The organism is Streptomyces sp. NPDC004435, assembly GCF_042873895.1.
Taxonomy (GTDB): domain Bacteria; phylum Actinomycetota; class Actinomycetes; order Streptomycetales; family Streptomycetaceae; genus Streptomyces.
Map to the genome: position 1 here is coordinate 297,150 of NZ_JBIAMB010000001.1, position 17,105 is coordinate 314,254.

General features: G+C 76.9%; 8 protein-coding genes and 1 pseudogene. All 9 read right to left on the reverse strand.

The genetic code is table 11. The annotated features are described in order from the left end of the window. Nucleotides 1-7 precede the first annotated feature (7 nt). The 9 genes and pseudogenes from ACFYT9_RS01335 to ACFYT9_RS01375 all read right to left on the reverse strand — a co-directional run bounded on the left by ACFYT9_RS01335 (nt 8) and on the right by ACFYT9_RS01375 (nt 17,092). Nucleotides 8-955, reverse strand: a complete 948-nt coding sequence (locus tag ACFYT9_RS01335) for an ABC transporter ATP-binding protein (RefSeq protein WP_387272358.1) — start codon at nt 953-955, stop codon at nt 8-10. Then, entirely contained in the window at nt 952-3,810 is a 2,859-nt protein-coding gene (locus ACFYT9_RS01340; protein WP_389160178.1) for an FtsX-like permease family protein, read from the reverse strand. The genes ACFYT9_RS01335 and ACFYT9_RS01340 overlap by 4 nt, the downstream gene beginning before the upstream one ends. Then, entirely contained in the window at nt 3,810-7,130 is a 3,321-nt protein-coding gene (locus ACFYT9_RS01345) for an FtsX-like permease family protein (RefSeq protein WP_389160180.1), read from the reverse strand. Before ACFYT9_RS01345 ends, ACFYT9_RS01340 begins: the two co-directional genes overlap by 1 nt. Before the next feature lie 236 nt (nt 7,131-7,366). After that, complete coding sequence (locus tag ACFYT9_RS01350) at nt 7,367-7,774, reverse strand: globin (protein ID WP_389160182.1); 408 nt, start codon at nt 7,772-7,774, stop codon at nt 7,367-7,369. Between the two features lie 79 nt (nt 7,775-7,853). Continuing rightward, nucleotides 7,854-8,738, reverse strand: a pseudogene (locus ACFYT9_RS01355) (FHA domain-containing protein); the annotation flags it as partial. A gap of 1,656 nt (nt 8,739-10,394) precedes the next feature. Continuing rightward, nucleotides 10,395-11,720: a VWA domain-containing protein gene (locus tag ACFYT9_RS01360; protein WP_387272350.1), complete on the reverse strand. Its 1,326-nt coding sequence runs from the start codon at nt 11,718-11,720 to the stop codon at nt 10,395-10,397. Between the two features lie 49 nt (nt 11,721-11,769). Further along, nucleotides 11,770-13,251: a PP2C family serine/threonine-protein phosphatase gene (locus tag ACFYT9_RS01365; RefSeq protein WP_389160184.1), complete on the reverse strand. Its 1,482-nt coding sequence runs from the start codon at nt 13,249-13,251 to the stop codon at nt 11,770-11,772. A gap of 2 nt (nt 13,252-13,253) precedes the next feature. Then, nucleotides 13,254-15,818: a tetratricopeptide repeat protein gene (locus tag ACFYT9_RS01370; protein WP_389160186.1), complete on the reverse strand. Its 2,565-nt coding sequence runs from the start codon at nt 15,816-15,818 to the stop codon at nt 13,254-13,256. Beyond that, nucleotides 15,815-17,092 (reverse strand): hypothetical protein, encoded by a 1,278-nt coding sequence (locus ACFYT9_RS01375; protein ID WP_387272345.1) that lies wholly within the window; start codon nt 17,090-17,092, stop codon nt 15,815-15,817. The genes ACFYT9_RS01370 and ACFYT9_RS01375 overlap by 4 nt, the downstream gene beginning before the upstream one ends. Nucleotides 17,093-17,105: the final 13 nt, after the last annotated feature.

Below are 17,105 nucleotides of genomic sequence, written 5' to 3' on the forward strand. Positions count from 1 at the left end.
CGGTTCCTCAGCCCTCGGCGTCGTCCGGCCACACCCCGATGTGGTCCTGCTCCAGCTCCAGCGCCACGCGGTGCTCCATGCCCAGTGCCTCGGTGTAGTCCGCGGGCAGCTGGAGCCGCCCGGCGCGGTCGAGCATCGCGTACTCCCGTGCCACCAGGGACTCCCGGCCCGCCTCGTCGACCTCGGTGCGGCGCAGCACCTCGGAGGAGGTGCGGCCGTCGCGGATGGCGACCGTGCGGCGCACCTCGGTGGCGACCGCCTGGTCGTGGGTGACGATCACGATCGTCGTGCCCAGTTCCTCGTTGGCCCGGCGGAAGGCGGCGAAGACCTGCTCGCCGGTGGCCGAGTCCAGCTCGCCGGTCGGCTCGTCGGCGAGCAGCACCTTCGGGTCGTTGGCGAGGGCGACGGCGATGGCGACCCGCTGCTGCTGTCCGCCGGAGAGCTGGTGCGGGCGCCGGTCCCGGCAGTGCGCGATGTCCATCATCGCGAGCAGTTCCTCGGCCCGCTCCGCCTTCTTCGCCTTGCTCCCCGCCAACTGCATGGGCAGGGAGACATTCTGAGCTGCCGTCAGGTAGGGGAGGAGATTGCGGGCGGTCTGCTGCCAGACGAAGCCGACCACCTCGCGCCGGTAGCGCAGCCGGTCCTTGCCGGTCATCGCGAGCAGGTCGCAGCCCGCGAGCCGGGCCGCGCCGGCGGTCGGCACGTCGAGACCGGCGAGGATGTTCATCAGCGTCGACTTGCCCGAGCCGGACGCCCCGACCAGGGCCATCAACTCGCCTTCCTTCACCAGGAGGTCGAGCCCCTGGAGCGCCTGCACCTCCACCCCGTCGGTGGTGAAGATCCGCACCAGGCGGTCGCAGGCGATCAGTGCGTCGTGGCCGTACGAGGGCCGGTCGCGGTGCGCGTTGGCCCGCCGCTCCAGCTCCTCCAGGGTCGCGTTCGCGGTCGTCGTCATCGTGCGTCTCCTGCCCTGAGTTCCTTCACCGAGCTCCTCCGCCCCGTCCACCACGCCTGGACGCCGGCCGCCACCCCCGTCAGGAGGACCACGGCCACGGCCGGCAGCACCAGCGACCACGGATCGGTCCGCAGCGGCGTACCGGTCAGCGCCGCCCCGCCCTCCGCCGTGGCCAGCGCCAGCCGGCGCAGGTCCACGCCCGGCGCGAGCAGCGGCACCGTCGCCCAGCCGGCGAGCGCCCCGCCGAGCGCGGCGAAGACCGCCGGCGGCAGCGCCTCCAGGCCGAGCAGCCGGCGTCCCTGCCGCCGGGTCAGGCCCATCGTCCGCAGCCGGGACAGCAGCGTCGCCCGCTCCGGGCCGCTCTGCATCAGCGACAGCAGCACGGCGGCCACCGCGTAGGCGGCGCCCGCTCCGATCGCCGCCGCGTAGAGCCCCTCGGCGCCGGACTGGAGCGGCGAGTCCACGTACGCGGCGCGGGCCTCCGCGCTGAGCGTCACCTCGGCGTCCCGGGACTTCGAGGCGACGGCCTTCCGCAGCGCGGGGCCGTCGACGTCCCCGCTGACCAGCACGGCGGTCGGCCGCTGGAGGGTGATGTCGGCGGCGTTGACGACGAGGAAGTTCTCGCCGCGGACCCCGGGCGTGGAGTCGCGGACCGCGACCACCCGCACGCGGAAGCCGCCGGCGTCGGAGTCGATCCGCTGCGGCTGGTCGCCGAGGCGCGCCGCGACCGCGGGGGAGGCGATCGCCGGCAGCACCCGGGCGGTGTCGAGGGCCGCCTCCCGGCCGCCCTTCCCGGTCGAGGCCAGCAGCCCCGCGGGGAAGGCGCCGTTGTCGGTCCGCCGGGCGAGCCCCGCGTAGGCGGCCGGGTCGACGGCGACGAGCGGGGCGTTCATCGGCGGGGCGGTGGTGACCGGGGACGGCAGGGCCACCCCGTACTCGATCTGCACGGACTGCGCCTCGCGGACGCCCTTCGCGCCGCGCACCGCCTCCGTCAGCCCGGCCGGGATGCCGCTCTCGGCGGCGGCCTCGACCCGGGCGTCGGCACCGGTGACGAGCAGGGACGCCCGGTCGCGGGCCTCGGTGACCCCGGCGAGGACCGAGCCGCCGAACGCGGCCGTGGTCAGCGACAGGACGAGCGCGAGCAGCGGCAGCACGCCGCCGGCCGGGGAACGCCCGGCGCGGGCGATCGCCAGGGGTCCGACGACGCCGCGCATCCGGCGGGCCTGGCGGGCCAGCAGACGCAGCGGCAGCGGCTGGAACCGTACGAGGACCAGGGCGGCGATCACACCGACGAACACCGGGGCGGCGCTGACCAGGTGGTCGCCCGCGTCGGCGGTCCCGCGCAGCCGCAGCGAGGCGATCGCGCCCGCCGCGAGGACGAGCAGGGTGAGCTCGACGACGGTGCGGCGGCGGGACGGCCGGGCGTCGACCAGATCCTCGCGGGCCCCGTGGACCCTCGGCGCCCGGTGCCGCAGCACGGCCCGGACGGGCAGCACCAGCGCGGTGACCAGGGCGACCAGGGCGGCACCGAGGACGGACGGGAGGAGCGGCGCGGAGCCCGTGAGAGCCGGGGCGCCGGGGGTGCCGGGGCCGCGGACCAGGGCGACCGCGGCCACCAGGCCGAGTGCGGCGGCCGGGACGGCGACCGCGGAGGTCTCGCCGAGCAGCCGGAGCCCGATCCCGGGCAGGGAGGCGCCGCGGGCGCGCAGCAGTGTCAGTTCGCTGTCGCGGCGGAAGAGCAGGAGCCCGCCGGTCATGGCGACGACCACGGCCCCCACCGCGCCGACGCCGAAGACGGCGACGGCCACCACCGGGGCGATCGCGGCGCCGGTGGCGTCGTGGGTGCCGAGGACCGTGCCGAGGTCCGTGGCGACCCGGACGGTGGGACCGGTGAGCTCATGGATCTTCGCCAGGGCCGGGCCGCCGGACAGCGAGTCGACGGAGGCGGCGAGCGGTCCGGCGTCCGCGGCGGTGAGATGCCCGGAGACCGGCGGGAAGCGCCAGTACGCCTCCGGGCTGCCCGTGGTCGAGGCCAGGGCGGAGCCCGCCTGCGGGGAGACGAGGAGGGCCGCCTGCCAGAAGTAGATGATCTGCGTCGGATCCGGCTTCGTGGCCAGCACCGGGGTCCGCAGCAGCGGCTCGACGGCCCAGTAGGGGCGCTCGGGTTCGCGCGGCTCCACGATGCCGGTGACGGTGACGGCCACCGGCTCGGGGGTGATGCCGGGCACGTGCACGACCGACCCGGGCTTGATCTTGAGGATCTCGGCGGTCCGCGCCGTCACCGCGGCCTCCGGCCGGGTGGGGCTGCCGGCGGGCATCCGGCCCTGGAGCAGCGTCGAGTGGTCGGAGAGGTCCGAGGGCGAGGCGAGGACGAACTCCGGTGCCACGTTGCTCGGCCGGGGCAGCCACGGGTCGAGCCCCGGGATCAGGACCATCGTCCGGATGCCGTGCGCGGTCTGCCCCGGGTCGGTGAGCAGCGGCGGCGGTATCAGGCCCCGCAGCCCCTCCTGGAGCTCCCGCAGCGTCTCCGGCGAGATCGTGGCCCCCTGCTCCAGCGGGACGGTGACCTCGACCTGGGAGAGATGGGCGGGGGCGGTGCGGACGCCGTGCCGCAGCCCCTCCGTCTCGTACGCGTCGACCACCCGCGGCAGCGCGGCGGCGAGCAGGGCGGTGACGAACACCAGCAGCGCCAGGCCGGCGGCGGCGCCCGGCGCGGCCCGCAGCCGGGTCCGCACCCAGGGCGCGACCGCCCGGACGCGGGCCTTCCCGGACCCGGCCGCCACCCGGGCCTCGGCCTTCTCGGACTCGCCTGCGGGCTGCATCGGGCGGGACTCCTCGCGCGGGACGTCGGACATCAGTTGTCTCCCTGGTGGCGCAGGGACACCGCCGGGTCGTTGCGGCGCAGGGCGATGGCCGCGACGACCGCGAGCGGCAGGGCGGCGACTCCGGCGAGGAGCAGGGCGACCTCGCCGAGGGGCAGTTCGACCAGGACGGGCGGCACGGGCCGGGTGGCGCTGCCGGTGAGCACCACCAGCGGGACGACGACCCGGGCCAGCAGGGTGCCGAGGGCGACGCCCACCAGGAGCCCCACGCCGATCAGGAGGCCCTGTTCGGCGGCGAGGAGCCGGGCGAGCCGGCGGCGGGGCGCGCCGAGGGCCCGCAGGACCGCGAACTCGGCGGCCCGTTCCCGTACGGAGCCGGCCGCGCCGACGGCGAAGCCGACCGCGGCCAGCGCCACCGCGGCGGCGGCCACCGCCATCAGGGCGGTGTGGGGGCCCGCGCCGAGCGGGTCGCCGAGCAGGCCCTCGGCGATCGCGTCACGGACGACGATCTCGCCGGGCTCGTCGTCGGCGGCGGCGCGCAGCGCCTGGGCGACGGCGTCCGCCCGGCCCGGTTCGGGGGTCAGCCACCACTCGGTGGGCGCCAGGGGCACGGCGGGGTCGCCGGTGGCCAGGACCCGGTTGACGGCCGTCAGGTCGACCAGCACGCCGCCGCCGTCCTGCTCGGCCTGTCCCGCGGCCCCCGCGCCGGTGGTCCGGCCCGCGGTCCCGGTGGTCGGCAGGCCCTCCACGACCCGGGTGACGACCACGTCGATCCGGCGGCCGCCGAGGGCGAGCTGGACGACGTCGCCCTGCTGCGCCCTGGACGCGGTCATGAACGCCTCGGTGGCGATCGCGGGCAGGTGCTTCGGCTGCGCGGCCATGGGCGCGGTCAGCCGCACCGTGTAGTCCTCCGCCAGGGGCCCGTCGAGGTCGTCGAACAGACCGCTGAGCGTGTACGGGACGGTGTACGGGGTCGTGCCGCCGGCCGCGGCGCGTCCGGCCGCGCCGGACAGCGTCTTCGGGTCGTCGGGCTCGCCGTTGACGGTCTGCCGGGCGACGGCGGTCCAGCGGGCGAGCGTGCGCGCCGGATCGACGGTGCGCGGCTTCCCGTCCGCCCCGGTCGTGGCGATCCGGTCGACGCGGAGGGTCTGGGCGCGGTGGGCGCCCTCGGTGAAGTCGGCGGCGAGCTCGACGCCGGTGAGGCTGAGCCGGCCGCCGGGGCGGGTACTCCCGGAGGTCAGCGGGGAGAGGTCGAGCGTGAGGCGGTGGGTGCGGCCGTCGGCGGGCAGGGTGCCCGCGGACTGCCGGTACGGGACGCCGTACGCGTCCTCCAGGGTGAGGACGATCCGGCCGGCGCCGGTGCCGGGCGGCGCCTCGCCGCGCAGGTCGACGGAGAGCGAGCGGCTGTCCTCCGGCAGGGCGAACCCCTGCCGTCCGGTGCCCTTCGGCTTGAGCGGGGCGAGCAGTCCGTCCGCGGGGACGCCCGCCAGGTCCTCGCGCAGCAGCAGGCCGCCGGCGAGCCGGTCGGTGTGGGCGGCGAGCACGGTGGCGGTGCGGCCGGCCACGTCCATGGAGGCCCGGTGGACCGGCGCGACCTCGCGCACCCCGGGAACGGCGGCGAGCCGGGAGGTCCTGGTCGGATCGCCGGAGCCGACGCCCAGGACCCGCACGGGCGCGCCGGACCGGAAGTCGGCCTGGTCGTGCTGCGAACGCTCCCAGGAGTTGCTCTGGCCGATCGCCAGCATGCCCATCGCCACGGCGAGGACGAGGAGCAGGACCGGGCCCGCGCCGCGCAGCGGCCGGCGGCTGAACTGCCAGCCGGCGAGCGCGGCGGACAGGCCGCGGCCGCCGGCCGCGCGCCGCTCGGCGAGCCTGGCGGCGGGCGGCAGCAGACGCAGCGTCAGGACGGTGCCGGCGAGCAGCGCGAGGGCGGGCGCGGCGACGAGCACCGGGTCGACCGAGGAGCCGTCGGCGGCTCCCTCCGGATTGCGCTGGAGCTGCCAGAGCGCGATGCCGGCGACGAGCAGCAGCGCGAGGTCCGCGCCCGCCCGCACCGACCGGGGGAGGCCGCCGCCCCGTGCCCCGCGGAGCGAGACGGCGTCGCCGTCCCGGGCGGCGAGCGCGGGGGCGACGACCGCCGCCGCGCAGGCGAGGGCGACCCCGGCGGCGACCAGCCAGACGGTCGCGGAGGGCGAGGTGTCGAGCCGGACGCCGAGCGAGGTGAGCGCCGACCGCTCGGCGAAGAGGCGGGTCAGCGGGCCGGCGAGCAGGGGGGCGAGGAGGGCGGCGGGCAGTGCGAGGAGCAGCGCCTCGGCGGCGGCGAGTCCCGCGACCCGGCGCCGGGAGCCGCCGCGAGCGCGGAGCAGCGCGGTCTCGCCGGAGCGTTCGGCGCTCAGCAGCCGGGCGACGAGCAGCAGCGCGTACGCGGCGAGCAGCACCAGCTGCACGGCGACGACGAGGAGGGTGGAGCGGGAGACGGTGAGGGCGCGTTCGGTCTGCGCGAGCAGGGTCGGCAGGCCGGTGGTCGCGTTGATCGTGGTGCCGAAGGATTCGCCGTCGGCGGTCATCGCCTCCGGCTCCCGGGTCGCCGCCTCGCGCAGCGCTCCGATCCCGCCGGTGTCGAGGCGGGAGAAGTCGGCGGTGCCGAGCCAGGACGTCCCGCCGACGCTGACGGAGCCGGAGGTCAGCACCGACGGGTCGGCGAGCAGCGGCCCGTACGTGGTGAAGGAGACGGTCCGCACGCCGCGGCCGCCGGCCGGGTCGAGCAGCCAGTACGGGTCGGTCGCGTCGGCCGGCGCGTAGACGCCGGTGATCCGTACCCGGAGGCGCTGCTCGGTGAGCCGGTCGGTGATCTCGAGGACGGAGCCCGGGCCGGTGCCGAGCCGCTTCGCCGCCTCCTGGGGCAGCGCCGCCTCCACCACGCCGTCGCCGGCGGTCTTCGGCCAGGCGCCGCGGACGAGGGTGAGGCGGGTGCGGTCGAGCGCCGCGAAGTGGGTCAGGTCGGGCTCGCCCTGGCGGGCCGCGGGCGACTGGAGCGAGCGGGGCAGCGCGTACGGCCCGGAGCTCTCCAGGCGCCGGACGGTGACGGGCAGTCCGTCGAAGGCGCGCCGGGCGCCGTCGGTGACGGCCCGGTCGGTGGCGGCCCGCCGCTCGGCGGGCACCTGCCCGGAGACGAGCAGGGTGGCGGCGGCCGCGGAGCGGTCACGCAGGACGGCCTGGAGCGCGGCGTTCCCGATGGAGCCGGAGAACCCCGCGAGGGTCGCGAGGACCGTGGTGGTCAGGACGACGGCGAGCAGTGCCGCGCCGAGCAGCAGCCGGTGTGCCCTGACGCGCAGAAGTACGAACCCCGTCACCCATCCCCCTGGCCGCTCCACGCGCCCCGGCATGTCACCGAACGCCTGTCGGAGTCTCGAAACGTCTCGAAACGTTCGGGGAATGCTTTCATCGGCCACGGGCCGCTGGAAACCGCTTGCGCACCGACCTTGATGGGATCGTGACCGTTATTCGGTCGGCGTTCCCCGGAATGTGTTCATCCGGTGGCGTGGAGTGGTCTGAACCTGTCGGTGGGGGAGGAATCCGCCCCGCGGTCTCAGCCGGCGGTGTTCACCATCGAGGCCGCCGCGTACGTCATGTACCGCCACAGCTGGGCCTCGTGCTCCGGCGCGAGCTCCAGGCTGTCGATCGCGTCCCGCATGTGCCGGAGCCAGGCGTCGTGCGCGGCCCGGTCGACGGCGAAGGGGGCGTGCCGCATGCGCAGGCGGGGGTGGCCGCGGCGCTCGCTGTACGTGCCGGGGCCGCCCCAGTACTGCATCAGGAAGAGCGCGAACCGCTCCTCGGCGGGGCCGAGGTCCTCCTCCGGGTACATCGGGCGGAGCAGCGGGTCCTCGGCGACGCCCTCGTAGAAGCGCCGGACGAGACGGCGGAACGTCTCCTCGCCGCCGACCTGCTCGTAGAAGGTCTGCTCCTGCACCGTGCCGTCCCCGGGAATCTCGTTCACCGTTCCATCGTCTCAGACGGGGCGGCGGAGGACCGGAGGTCTAGGACCTCCGCTCCTCCGCTCCACCGGTCCTCGGAGGTCAGCCGCGCCGGACGGTGATCGTCGTCCAGGCGCCGACGTGGACCCGGTCGCCGTCCTGGAGCTGGACGGGTACGTACGGCTGGATCGGCTCCTCGCCGCCGTTGACCGTGGTGCCGTTGGTGGAGTTCTGGTCCACCACCGCCCACGAACCGTCGGGCTGCTGCACCAGCACGGCGTGCTGGTGCGAGACGCCCGGGTCCTCCGGCGGCACGGCCAGGTCGATGTCGGGGGACTCGCCGGTGGAGTGCCGGCGGCGCCCGATCGAGACCTGGTTGCCCTGGAGCGGCAGCTGCTTCGGCGGCGCGTACGCGGGCAGGTTGAGGCCTGACGCCTCCGGGCCGCTGCGGCGCATCATCGCCAGGAAGTAGTCGCGGTCCGGCCCGATGTGGGCGGTCCACCCCTGCGGGCGCTGCGGCTGCTGCGGCTCCGGCGGCTGTGCCTGGGACGGCGGGGAGAGCACCCAGTCGTCGTCGGCGCGCGGCTGCGGCGGGGCCGGCGGGGCCGGGGCCTGAGCCTGTGCCTGGACGTACGGGGGCGGCGCCTGCTGGTGGGTCGGCTCGGCCCCCAGCGGCTCGGCCGGCCGGTTCACCTGCGACGGCCGCGAGTCGTGGTACCCGAACGGATCCCGCGGCGCGCCGGGAGCGCCGGGAGCGCTGGGCGCGACGGGAGCGGCCGGCGGCGGCCCGGCGGGCCGGTTGGCGGGCGCGATCGGCGTGTACGAGGTCGCGGTACCGGTCAGGAAGTTCCAGCGGCACTCCTCGCAGTACGGCGCCATGTGCTCGCGCGGCGTACGGCACTGCGGGCACAGCTCCGCCTGCGCGGTGGCGTTCGGATCCCCGCCGGCCCCGCCCCGGAAGGCGGCCGGAGGGCCACCGGGCCCACCGGGCCCACCGGAGAACGAGGACGCACCGGGGCCACCCGGTCCGGCGGGGGCGCCGGGACCACCCGGGAAACCGGGCGCACCGGGACCGCCGGGCGCACCGGGACCACCCGGACCGTCAGGGAAGCCGGGACCACCCGGGAATCCGGGACCCGCCGGGCCGCCGGGCGCACCGGGGAAACCGGGCCCGCCGGCACCGGCCGGAGCGCCCGGTCCGCCGGGAGCACCGGGGAACGAGGGGCCGCCGAGGGCACCCGGACCGTCGGGGAAGCCGGGGCCGCCGGCCGGACCGCCCGGGAATCCGGGACCGCCGGAAGCCGCCGGGCCACCGGGCGCACCGGGGAAACCAGGACCGCCGGCACCGGCCGGAGCGCCGGGAGCGCCGGGCGGGAAGCCGGGTGCACCGGGTCCGCCCGGCGGGGGCGGGAAGCCGGGACCTCCGGCGCCCGCCGGAGAACCGGGACCGCCCGGGAAACCGGAACGACCGGCGTCGGCCGGGCCCCCCGGACCACCGGGAAAGCCGGGACCGTCGGGTGAGCCGGGCCGGCCACCGCCCGCCGGGGCACCCGGACCACCAGGGAAGCCGGGGCCGTCGGCGCCGGGACCACCGGGCGCACCCGGGCTCCCGGGGAAGCCGGAGCCACGGGGACCGTCGGGCGCACCCGGACCGCCGGCGAAGCCGGGACCACCGGGACCGCCCGCACCCGGGCCGCCGGGGAAGCCGGGGCCACTGGGACCGCCCGGACCACCGGGACCGCCCGCACCACCGGGAGCACCCGGGAAGCCGGGACCACGGGGACCGTCAGGAGCACTCGGTCCACCAGGGAAACCGGGTCCGCCGGGTCCACCGGGACCGCCGGGCGCACCCGGACCACCGGAGAAGCCGGGGCCGTCGGGCGCCCCCGGACCTCCGGGAGCACCGGGACCGCCGGGGCTGCGGGGCCCCTCGGGAGACCCCGGGCCGCCGGGGAAGCCAGGACCGCCGGCACCGCCGGGCGCACCAGGGCCGTCGAAAAAGCCGGGACCGCGGGGACCATCAGGGGCGCCCGGACCACCGGGGAAGCCGGGGCCGCCAGGGCCACCGGACGCACCCGGACCACCGGGGAAGCCGGGGCCGCCAGGGCCGCCGGAACCACCAGGCGCGCCGGGGAAGTCAGGGCCACCGGGCGCACCCGGAGCACCGGGGAAGCCGGGGCCACCCGCGCCGCCCGGGCCGCCGGAGAAGTCAGGACCGCCGGGAGCTCCCGGGCCTCCGGGAGCACCGGGGAAGCCGGGCCCGCCAGGGCCGCCGGGGCCACCCGCGCCGCCCGGGCGACCCGGGCCGCCGGAGAAGTCAGGACCGCCGGGAGCTCCCGGGCCTCCGGGAGCACCGGGGAAGCCGGGACCGCCGGGGCCGCCGGAGAAGTCAGGACCGCCAGGCCCGCCGGGGCCACCCGCGCCGCCCGGGGGGTTCGGGTGGGGGTAGCCGTAGGCCGGCGGTGGGGGAGGGGGGCCGGGAGGGCCGGGGGGAGGGGGCGGTACGGCACCCGCAGGCGCGCCCGCCCCGGCCATGCGATGGCCGCAGACCTCGCACCAGTCGTCGGAGACCGACTGGTGTCCGTTCGGGCAGGTCGGCATGTCGGTGCTTCCCCCTCTCGTCGTCCGGCCCGGTGGGCCGGGCTACCTCTTGACGCGAACGGTCTTGGTGGAGCGGGTCTCGAGTGTCATCTCGTCCGCCTCCGCGACCTTCGCCTTCAAACGCACAGTACCCGCCGCCGCATCGACCACGTCCACCACCTTCGAAAGGAGTTTCGCCGTATCGGCGTTGCCGGAGGCCGCCGCGAGCTGCACCGCGCGGCCCAGTTTCGCGGTCGCTCCGTCCTGATCGCCCGATTTGCGGGCGTCCAGGCCCTCCTGAATGGCGTCCGCGAGCTCCGCCTGGCCCGTGTAGTGGGCGACCTGGGGGTTGATCGCGGTGGTCATCGCCACGTCGTGCGACCACACCGCTCGTATCAGCCCTTGGGACACCGGCCGGGCGTCCCCGCCCGCCGGGTCGGGCACGATCAGCGAGACCCGCGCGGCGAGCATCTCCTGCCCGACCGCGTTCGCCGGGACCCGTACGCGCACGTGGTAGTCGCGGGACTCGTCGCCCCAGGAGCCGGTCGGGTACTCCCCGGCGCGCGGCCCGGTGTCGGCCCGGCGGGTGGTCAGGTCGGCGACCGAGGGGGCGACCTGCTTGACGAAGACGAGCTCCGCGCCGACCGGCGTCCACAGCCGCAGCGCCACGTCGGCGACGCCCTTGCCCATGACGTTCTCCATCATGGCCGTGAAGTCGGCGGTGAGACCGGCCGGATCGGCGACGATGTCGGCGGAGCCGAGCAGCGCCGAGGCGATCCCCGTGACCTCCTTGACCTCCCAGTCGGTGCCGACCCCCCGCGCGTCGCAGGTGAAGCGGCCCGCGCAGGCGTCGAGCGCGCTCCGCAGCGCCTCGGGGGACTCGTGCTCGTTGCGTCCGTCGGTGAGCAGCACGGCGTGCCGGATGACCAGGTCCTCGTCCCCGAGGAGGGTGTCGGCGAGCCGCAGCCAGGTGCCGATCGCGGTGCCGCCGTCGGCGGTGAGCCGGGCCAGGGACGCCTTGGCGTCGGCACGGGTCCCGGCGCCGGCGACGGCGAGCCGCCCCCGCTCCGGGTAGACGGGGGTGGCGACGTGGTTGCCGGCGACGACGGCGAAGGAGGTGCCGTCGCGGAGGGTGTCGATCGCGGCGGCGGTGGCGGCGCGGGCGCCCTCCATCTTGGTCGGCGGGTAGTCCATCGAGCCCGAGCAGTCGACCATGATCACCACGCCGGCCGGTCCGCCCGCCGTGACGCCCCCGGCGCCGCTGGTGCCCCCGCCGGTCGCGGTGACGGTGACGATCGCGTCGACGTCCCGCCCGCCGGCCGGCAGGTACTCGTTCTGGTAGACGTCCACCGAGAACTGCGGCAGGGACGGCTTGGCGAAGTTCGCCATCTGGTTTCGGCTCCTCGGCGAGGGTGCGGACGCGGGTGGTGACGGGGGGTCAGGAAGAGCCTGCCCCCGGGGCCGGCGGGGCGAACGGCGTCAGGGCGACCGTGATGTTGTCGTGTCCGCCGCCGTCGAGCGCGTGCCCGACGAGGACCCGCGCCGCGTGCAGCGGCCGGGTCGCCGCGTCGGCCGGGACGGCCCGGGCCATCGCGTCGGCGGCCTCCGCGTAGTTCCACAGGCCGTCGGTGCAGACGACCACCACGCCGGGCCGGTCCGGCTTGAACGCGGCGGTGTGCGGCTCCAGTTCGTACGCGTCGGCGCCGAGCCAGCCGGTGATGGCGTGGGCGCGCTCGTCCGCGTACGCCTGCTCCTCGTTCATCAGGCCCGCCTTGACCATCTGCGCGGCCCACGAGTCGTCCTCGGTGAGCCGGGCGGCGGGCGCGGAGCGGTCGTCGGGCACCCAGTAGGCGCGGCTGTCGCCGACCCAGCCGACGACGAGCAGCCCGTCGGCGACGACGGAGCCGACGATGGTGCAGGCGGGGGAGTTGCCGCCGTGCGAGGAGTCGGGGCCGGCGCCCTCCGGGCCGTTCTCACGGGCCAGGGCGGTGACGGCCTCGGCGGCGGCGACGATCGCCTCGTGCAGGGCCTGCTGCGGGTGGGTGCCGCGGGGCAGGGCCTCGCCGAGCACGCGGCCGGCGGCGCGGGCCGCGGCGGCGGACGCCTCGTCGGGCCGGTGGGCGGAGGAGACGCCGTCGCAGACGATCGCGACGGTGGCCGGCCGCCCGTCGGGCAGCGCGGTCTCGGTGATCGCGAACGAGTCCTCGTTGCGGTGGTGGCGCAGTCCGCGGTCGCTGACCGCGGCGACCGTGCCGAGCTCCCGCTCCATGTGGTCCCGCTCGCGGGGCTGGGCGTGCCCGCAGTTCTCGCAGTAGCCGTCCCCGTCGACCCGCCCGGCCCGGCAGGCCACGCAGACCCCGTCGGGCACGTCCCCCGCGGCCTCGGCCGCTGCCACGGGCTCCGCCTGCACGGCGGTCCGCGGATCGGGCGCGGCCAGCTCGAAATCGCCCCCGCCGCGCACGGTCTCCCCGCGCGGCGGCACGGGCCCGTCGGTCCGGACGTCCCCGTCGGCCCGTACGGCCCCACCGCCGGACCCCGCCGGAGGTACGGCCGGCGGCGCGGACGGAGGTGCGACGGGTGGCGCGGCCGGTGGCGCGGACGGAGGTGCGACCGGTGGTGCGACCGGTGGCATCGGCGGTGCGGTCGTCAGGTCCCGGCCGCCCGAGTCGGTGCCGGGCAGCTCGCCGGGGTGCTGGGTCATCGTCGACAGCGAGCCGGGGTCCCGGGGCGGCGCCTCGGGCCAGACGGGCGCGGCGATCGGCATGGTCGGCCGGTCCTGCCCGGCGGGCAGCTCCACGACGGCCGACAGGTCATGGCCGCAGGCACCGCAGAAGCGGTCCCGCGGATCCACGGGCTCGCCGCACTCCGGGGCCGGGCAGACGGCGAGGCCGTGCGACGGCGGCTGGGGCTTCTGGGACATCCTCACACCCACGTCCTGGGGCGGTAGCGGTTGGCCCGCTCCACCAGTTCGATCCTCTCCTCGCCCCGCTGGGCGAGCCGGGCCAGCACCCGGTAGGCACGCTCCAGGCCGAAGCGGAGTCCGCTCTCGTCCAGAGCGCTCCCGAGCAGCGGCTCCCCGCCGCCCGGCGCGGCACCGGGACTACCGGAGAGTACCCAGTCGAGCGCCGTACCGAGCACCTCCGTCGCGAGCCGCTCCCGCCGCACCGGGTCGAGGCCGAAGCCGCCCAGCGCCGAGACCTGCCCGGCGGCCGCCGTCAGGTCGGCGCCGAGCGGCTCCCGCGGCGGACGGCGCCGCAGCCGGGCCCGGACGGCCGCGACCCGGGCCGCCGTGTAGTGGATGGACGACTCCGGTACGGATTCCAGCGCGGCGACCGCGCCCGTACGGTCCCCGGCGGCGAGCCGCACCCGGGCCAGTCCGAACGCGGCGCTGACGAAACCGGGGTCGGTCGTCCACACCAGGTGGTAGTACTCGGCCGCGTTGTCGAGCTGGCCCAGGACCTCCGCGCAGACGCCGAGCGCCAGCTTGGGCGCGGGCTCGCCGGGGAAGGCGTCGTAGACCGCGTCGAAGGCGAGCGCCGCGTGTGTCAGGTCGCCGCCCACCAGCGAGGCCACGCCGCGGTGCCACACCACCCGCCAGTCGTCCGCGTCCCACTGCTCCAGCGCGCCGAGCGTCTGCCCGGCCGCGACCAGGTCCCGCAGGTCGAGCTGGGCCCGCAGGGCCCGCAGCCGCAGCTCCGGGGTGTCCGCGGGCGCGGCCCGCAGCGCCCCGAGCAGCTCGGCGGGGGCCGCGGCCAGCAGACCGGCGAGGAAACCGGCGTTGGCGTCCGCCGGGTCCACCCGCGGCACCGGCAGCGCCAGCGCGGTGGCCGCCACGTCGAGCGGCGCGAGCAGCGCACCGAGCCCCTGCCCGGCGGGGACGCCCGCGGCGGCCGGCGGGGCGGCGCGCCGGGCCCGGCCGGTCCGGCGCGCCCCCAGCACCGACACGTCCTCGGTCAGCTCGCCGAAGAGCACGGTGTCGGTGACCCGCGTCTCCGCGCCGAAGAGCGTGGACAGCGCCGGCCGGGGCCGCCCCGACTGGAGGGCCACGACCTCCCGCAGCACCCCCGTCAGCTGCTCAGCCATCTCCTCCGCGGAGGAGAAGCGGCGCGCCGGGTCCGGGTCGGTCGCCCGCACCAGGAACCGGTAGAAGGACTCGTACCGCTGGAAGACCTCGATGTGCTGCGGCTCCGGCAGCGAGCTCGCGAAGACGTTGGTGTAGCCCTGGAAGTCGAAGGTGAGCACGGCGAGCGTGCGGGCCACCGTGTAGAGGTCGCTGGCGACCGAGGGGCCGACCTCCGCCACCTCCGGAGCCTGGTAGCCGACCGTGCCGTAGATCGCCGACTCGTCGTCGTCCATCCGCCGGACGGCGCCCATGTCGATGAGCTTCAGCTGGTCCTCGGTCTGGAGGGCGTTGTCCACCTTGAAGTCGCAGTACAGCAGGTTGCGGCTGTGCAGGTGGCCCAGGGCCTCCAGCGCCTCGATGCCGTACGCGCACGCCTGCTCGACCGGCAGCGGGTCGCGCCGGCCCTCCGGGGTCCGCCGGTCGTTGGCGATCTCCTTGAGCGACTTGCCGCCCACGTACTCCATGACGATGTAGCCGTCCAGGGAGCCGGTGCGCGGGTCGAGGTGCTCGACGAAGTTGTAGATCCGGACGATGTTGGAGTGCTCGATCTCGGCGAGGAAGCGGCGCTCCGAGATCGCCGCCTCCATGGCGTCCTGGTCGCCGGTGTCGAGCAGGCCCTTCAGGACCACCCACCGGTTCGCCACCGCCCGGTCCACGGCCAGGTAGATCCAGCCGAGTCCGCCGTGTGCGAGGCATCCCGCCACCTCGTACTGGCCGTGCACGACGTCACCGGCGCGCAGCTTCGGCACGAAGGAGTACGGGTGCCCGCACGAGGTGCAGAACCCCTCGGTGCGGCCCGGCCGGTCACCGCGCGCACGCCCCACCGGCGCACCGCAGTCGGAGCGCGAGCAGAAGCGCTTCCGCTCCGGGACCTCGGGGTTCGCCATCACCGCCGCGCGCGGATCCGGGCGCGGCACCTCCGGGATCGCGACGAGCCCGACGCCCAGCCGCTTCCTGGCCGACCGCTCGGCGGACGCACCGGAGCTGCGCACCGACACCGAACGGCCCGTGGCCTGCCCGGACAGCGACCTCGACAGACGCCCGGAGACCGAGCGGCGCGAGGACGCGGAGCGCGACGAGGCCCGCGACGACGCCCGCGAACCGCTGCGCGCGGACGCCGAGTCGGGCCCCCAGGCCGCCGCCTCGGACGGCGTGCCGAAGCCCGCGCCCGTCCCGGAGCCCCGGTCGCCGCCGTGCTTCCCCGGCACCGCGACCCCGGTCGGATTGGCCTGGAGGTGCCCGCTGGGCGCCACCACCGGCGCGAGCCCGCACGTGTCGCAGTACAGCTCGCCGCCGCCCACGTCCTCGTACGCGCCCTCGCAGCCGGGCCGCTGGCAGCTCCCCGGCGCTCTGAGACCGCTCACCACTGTCGTCCTCCCGTCTCCGACGGACCGGACAGCAGATCCGCCACCGCCCGCTGGAAGCGGAGCACGGCCTGCTCCGCCGCCCGCAGATCGCAGGGCGCGCTCCACAGCATCCGGCGCGCCGTGTCGTACCGCTCGGTCAGGAAGGGGTCGTCCGCCCCGCCGAGCCGGGCCGCCTTCGCCCGGTACGCGTCCAGCCGGCCGCGCAGCTCCGCCCGCACCGCGAGCGGGGCCGTCACCGCCGTCAGCGAGTCGCGGGCCCGCAGCAACTCCTCCTCCGCCTCCCGCTCCAGCGCGTCGAGCAGCGGCGAGAGCCGGTGCCACCGGGCGTGCCTGCGGTGCTCGGCGGCGGCCTGGAGCCGCTCCTGGAGCGCGGTCGGCGGCCCGCTCACGGCCGGCACCTCGGAGGCGGCGATCTTCGCCAGCACCTCGCCGCGCGCCACCCGCGCCTCCGCGAGCGTGCGGTCCGCCCGGGACAGCACGTCCCGCAGCCGCAGCAGCCGCTCCTCGGAGTCCTGCCGCACCGCGAGGACCGCCTCGATCTCCCGCCGCACGTCCTCCAGGGCGAGCGCCGCCCGGTCGTACCGCACGGTGTCCGGCCGGCCGCCGCCCGGTGCCGAACTGCCCTCCGCCGGGCGCCAGAAGGCCAGCGGATCGGTCACCACCCGGGACCGCAGCTCGGTCAGCTCGGCCGTGATCGACTCCAGCTCGTCACCGGCCGGGTGTTCCCCGGGCCGCACCCCGACGGAGTGCGCCAGCGAACGGGTCCGGCCCAGCTCGGCCGCGAGCAGGTCTATCCGCGCGGGCAGCGCCGACCACACGGCGTCCGCCGTGACCACCACGTCGAGCGAGTCCGCGTACAGCTCGTTCATCCGCCGCACCAGACCGTCGAGGGTGAACCGCTCGGCCAGCAGCGCCTGTTCGCCCGCGCCGCCCGGTACGTGCACCGAGTCGCCGCGCAGCCGCTCGGTCAGCTCCGCCAGCTCCTCCCGGTTCGGCCACCGGTGCCGCGACCGGACCTCGCGGGCCTCCCGCAGCGCCGCCGTGTACGCGTCGAAGCAGTTCCAGAGCGCGGTGATGGTCCGCTCGGTCGACTCCCACCGCTCCCGCGTGGTGCCGGTCAGACCGGCGCCTTCGAGGAGCCGCCTCCCGGCGTGGTCCTGGAGGGCGAGGAGCGAGTCCTCGACCGCCTTGTGCTCCGCGCCGAGGCGCGCCAGCGCACGGTCCACCTCGTCCCGGTCCATCACCGGCCCAGGGGGTCCCGTGACGCCCATCGCTCTCCTCAAC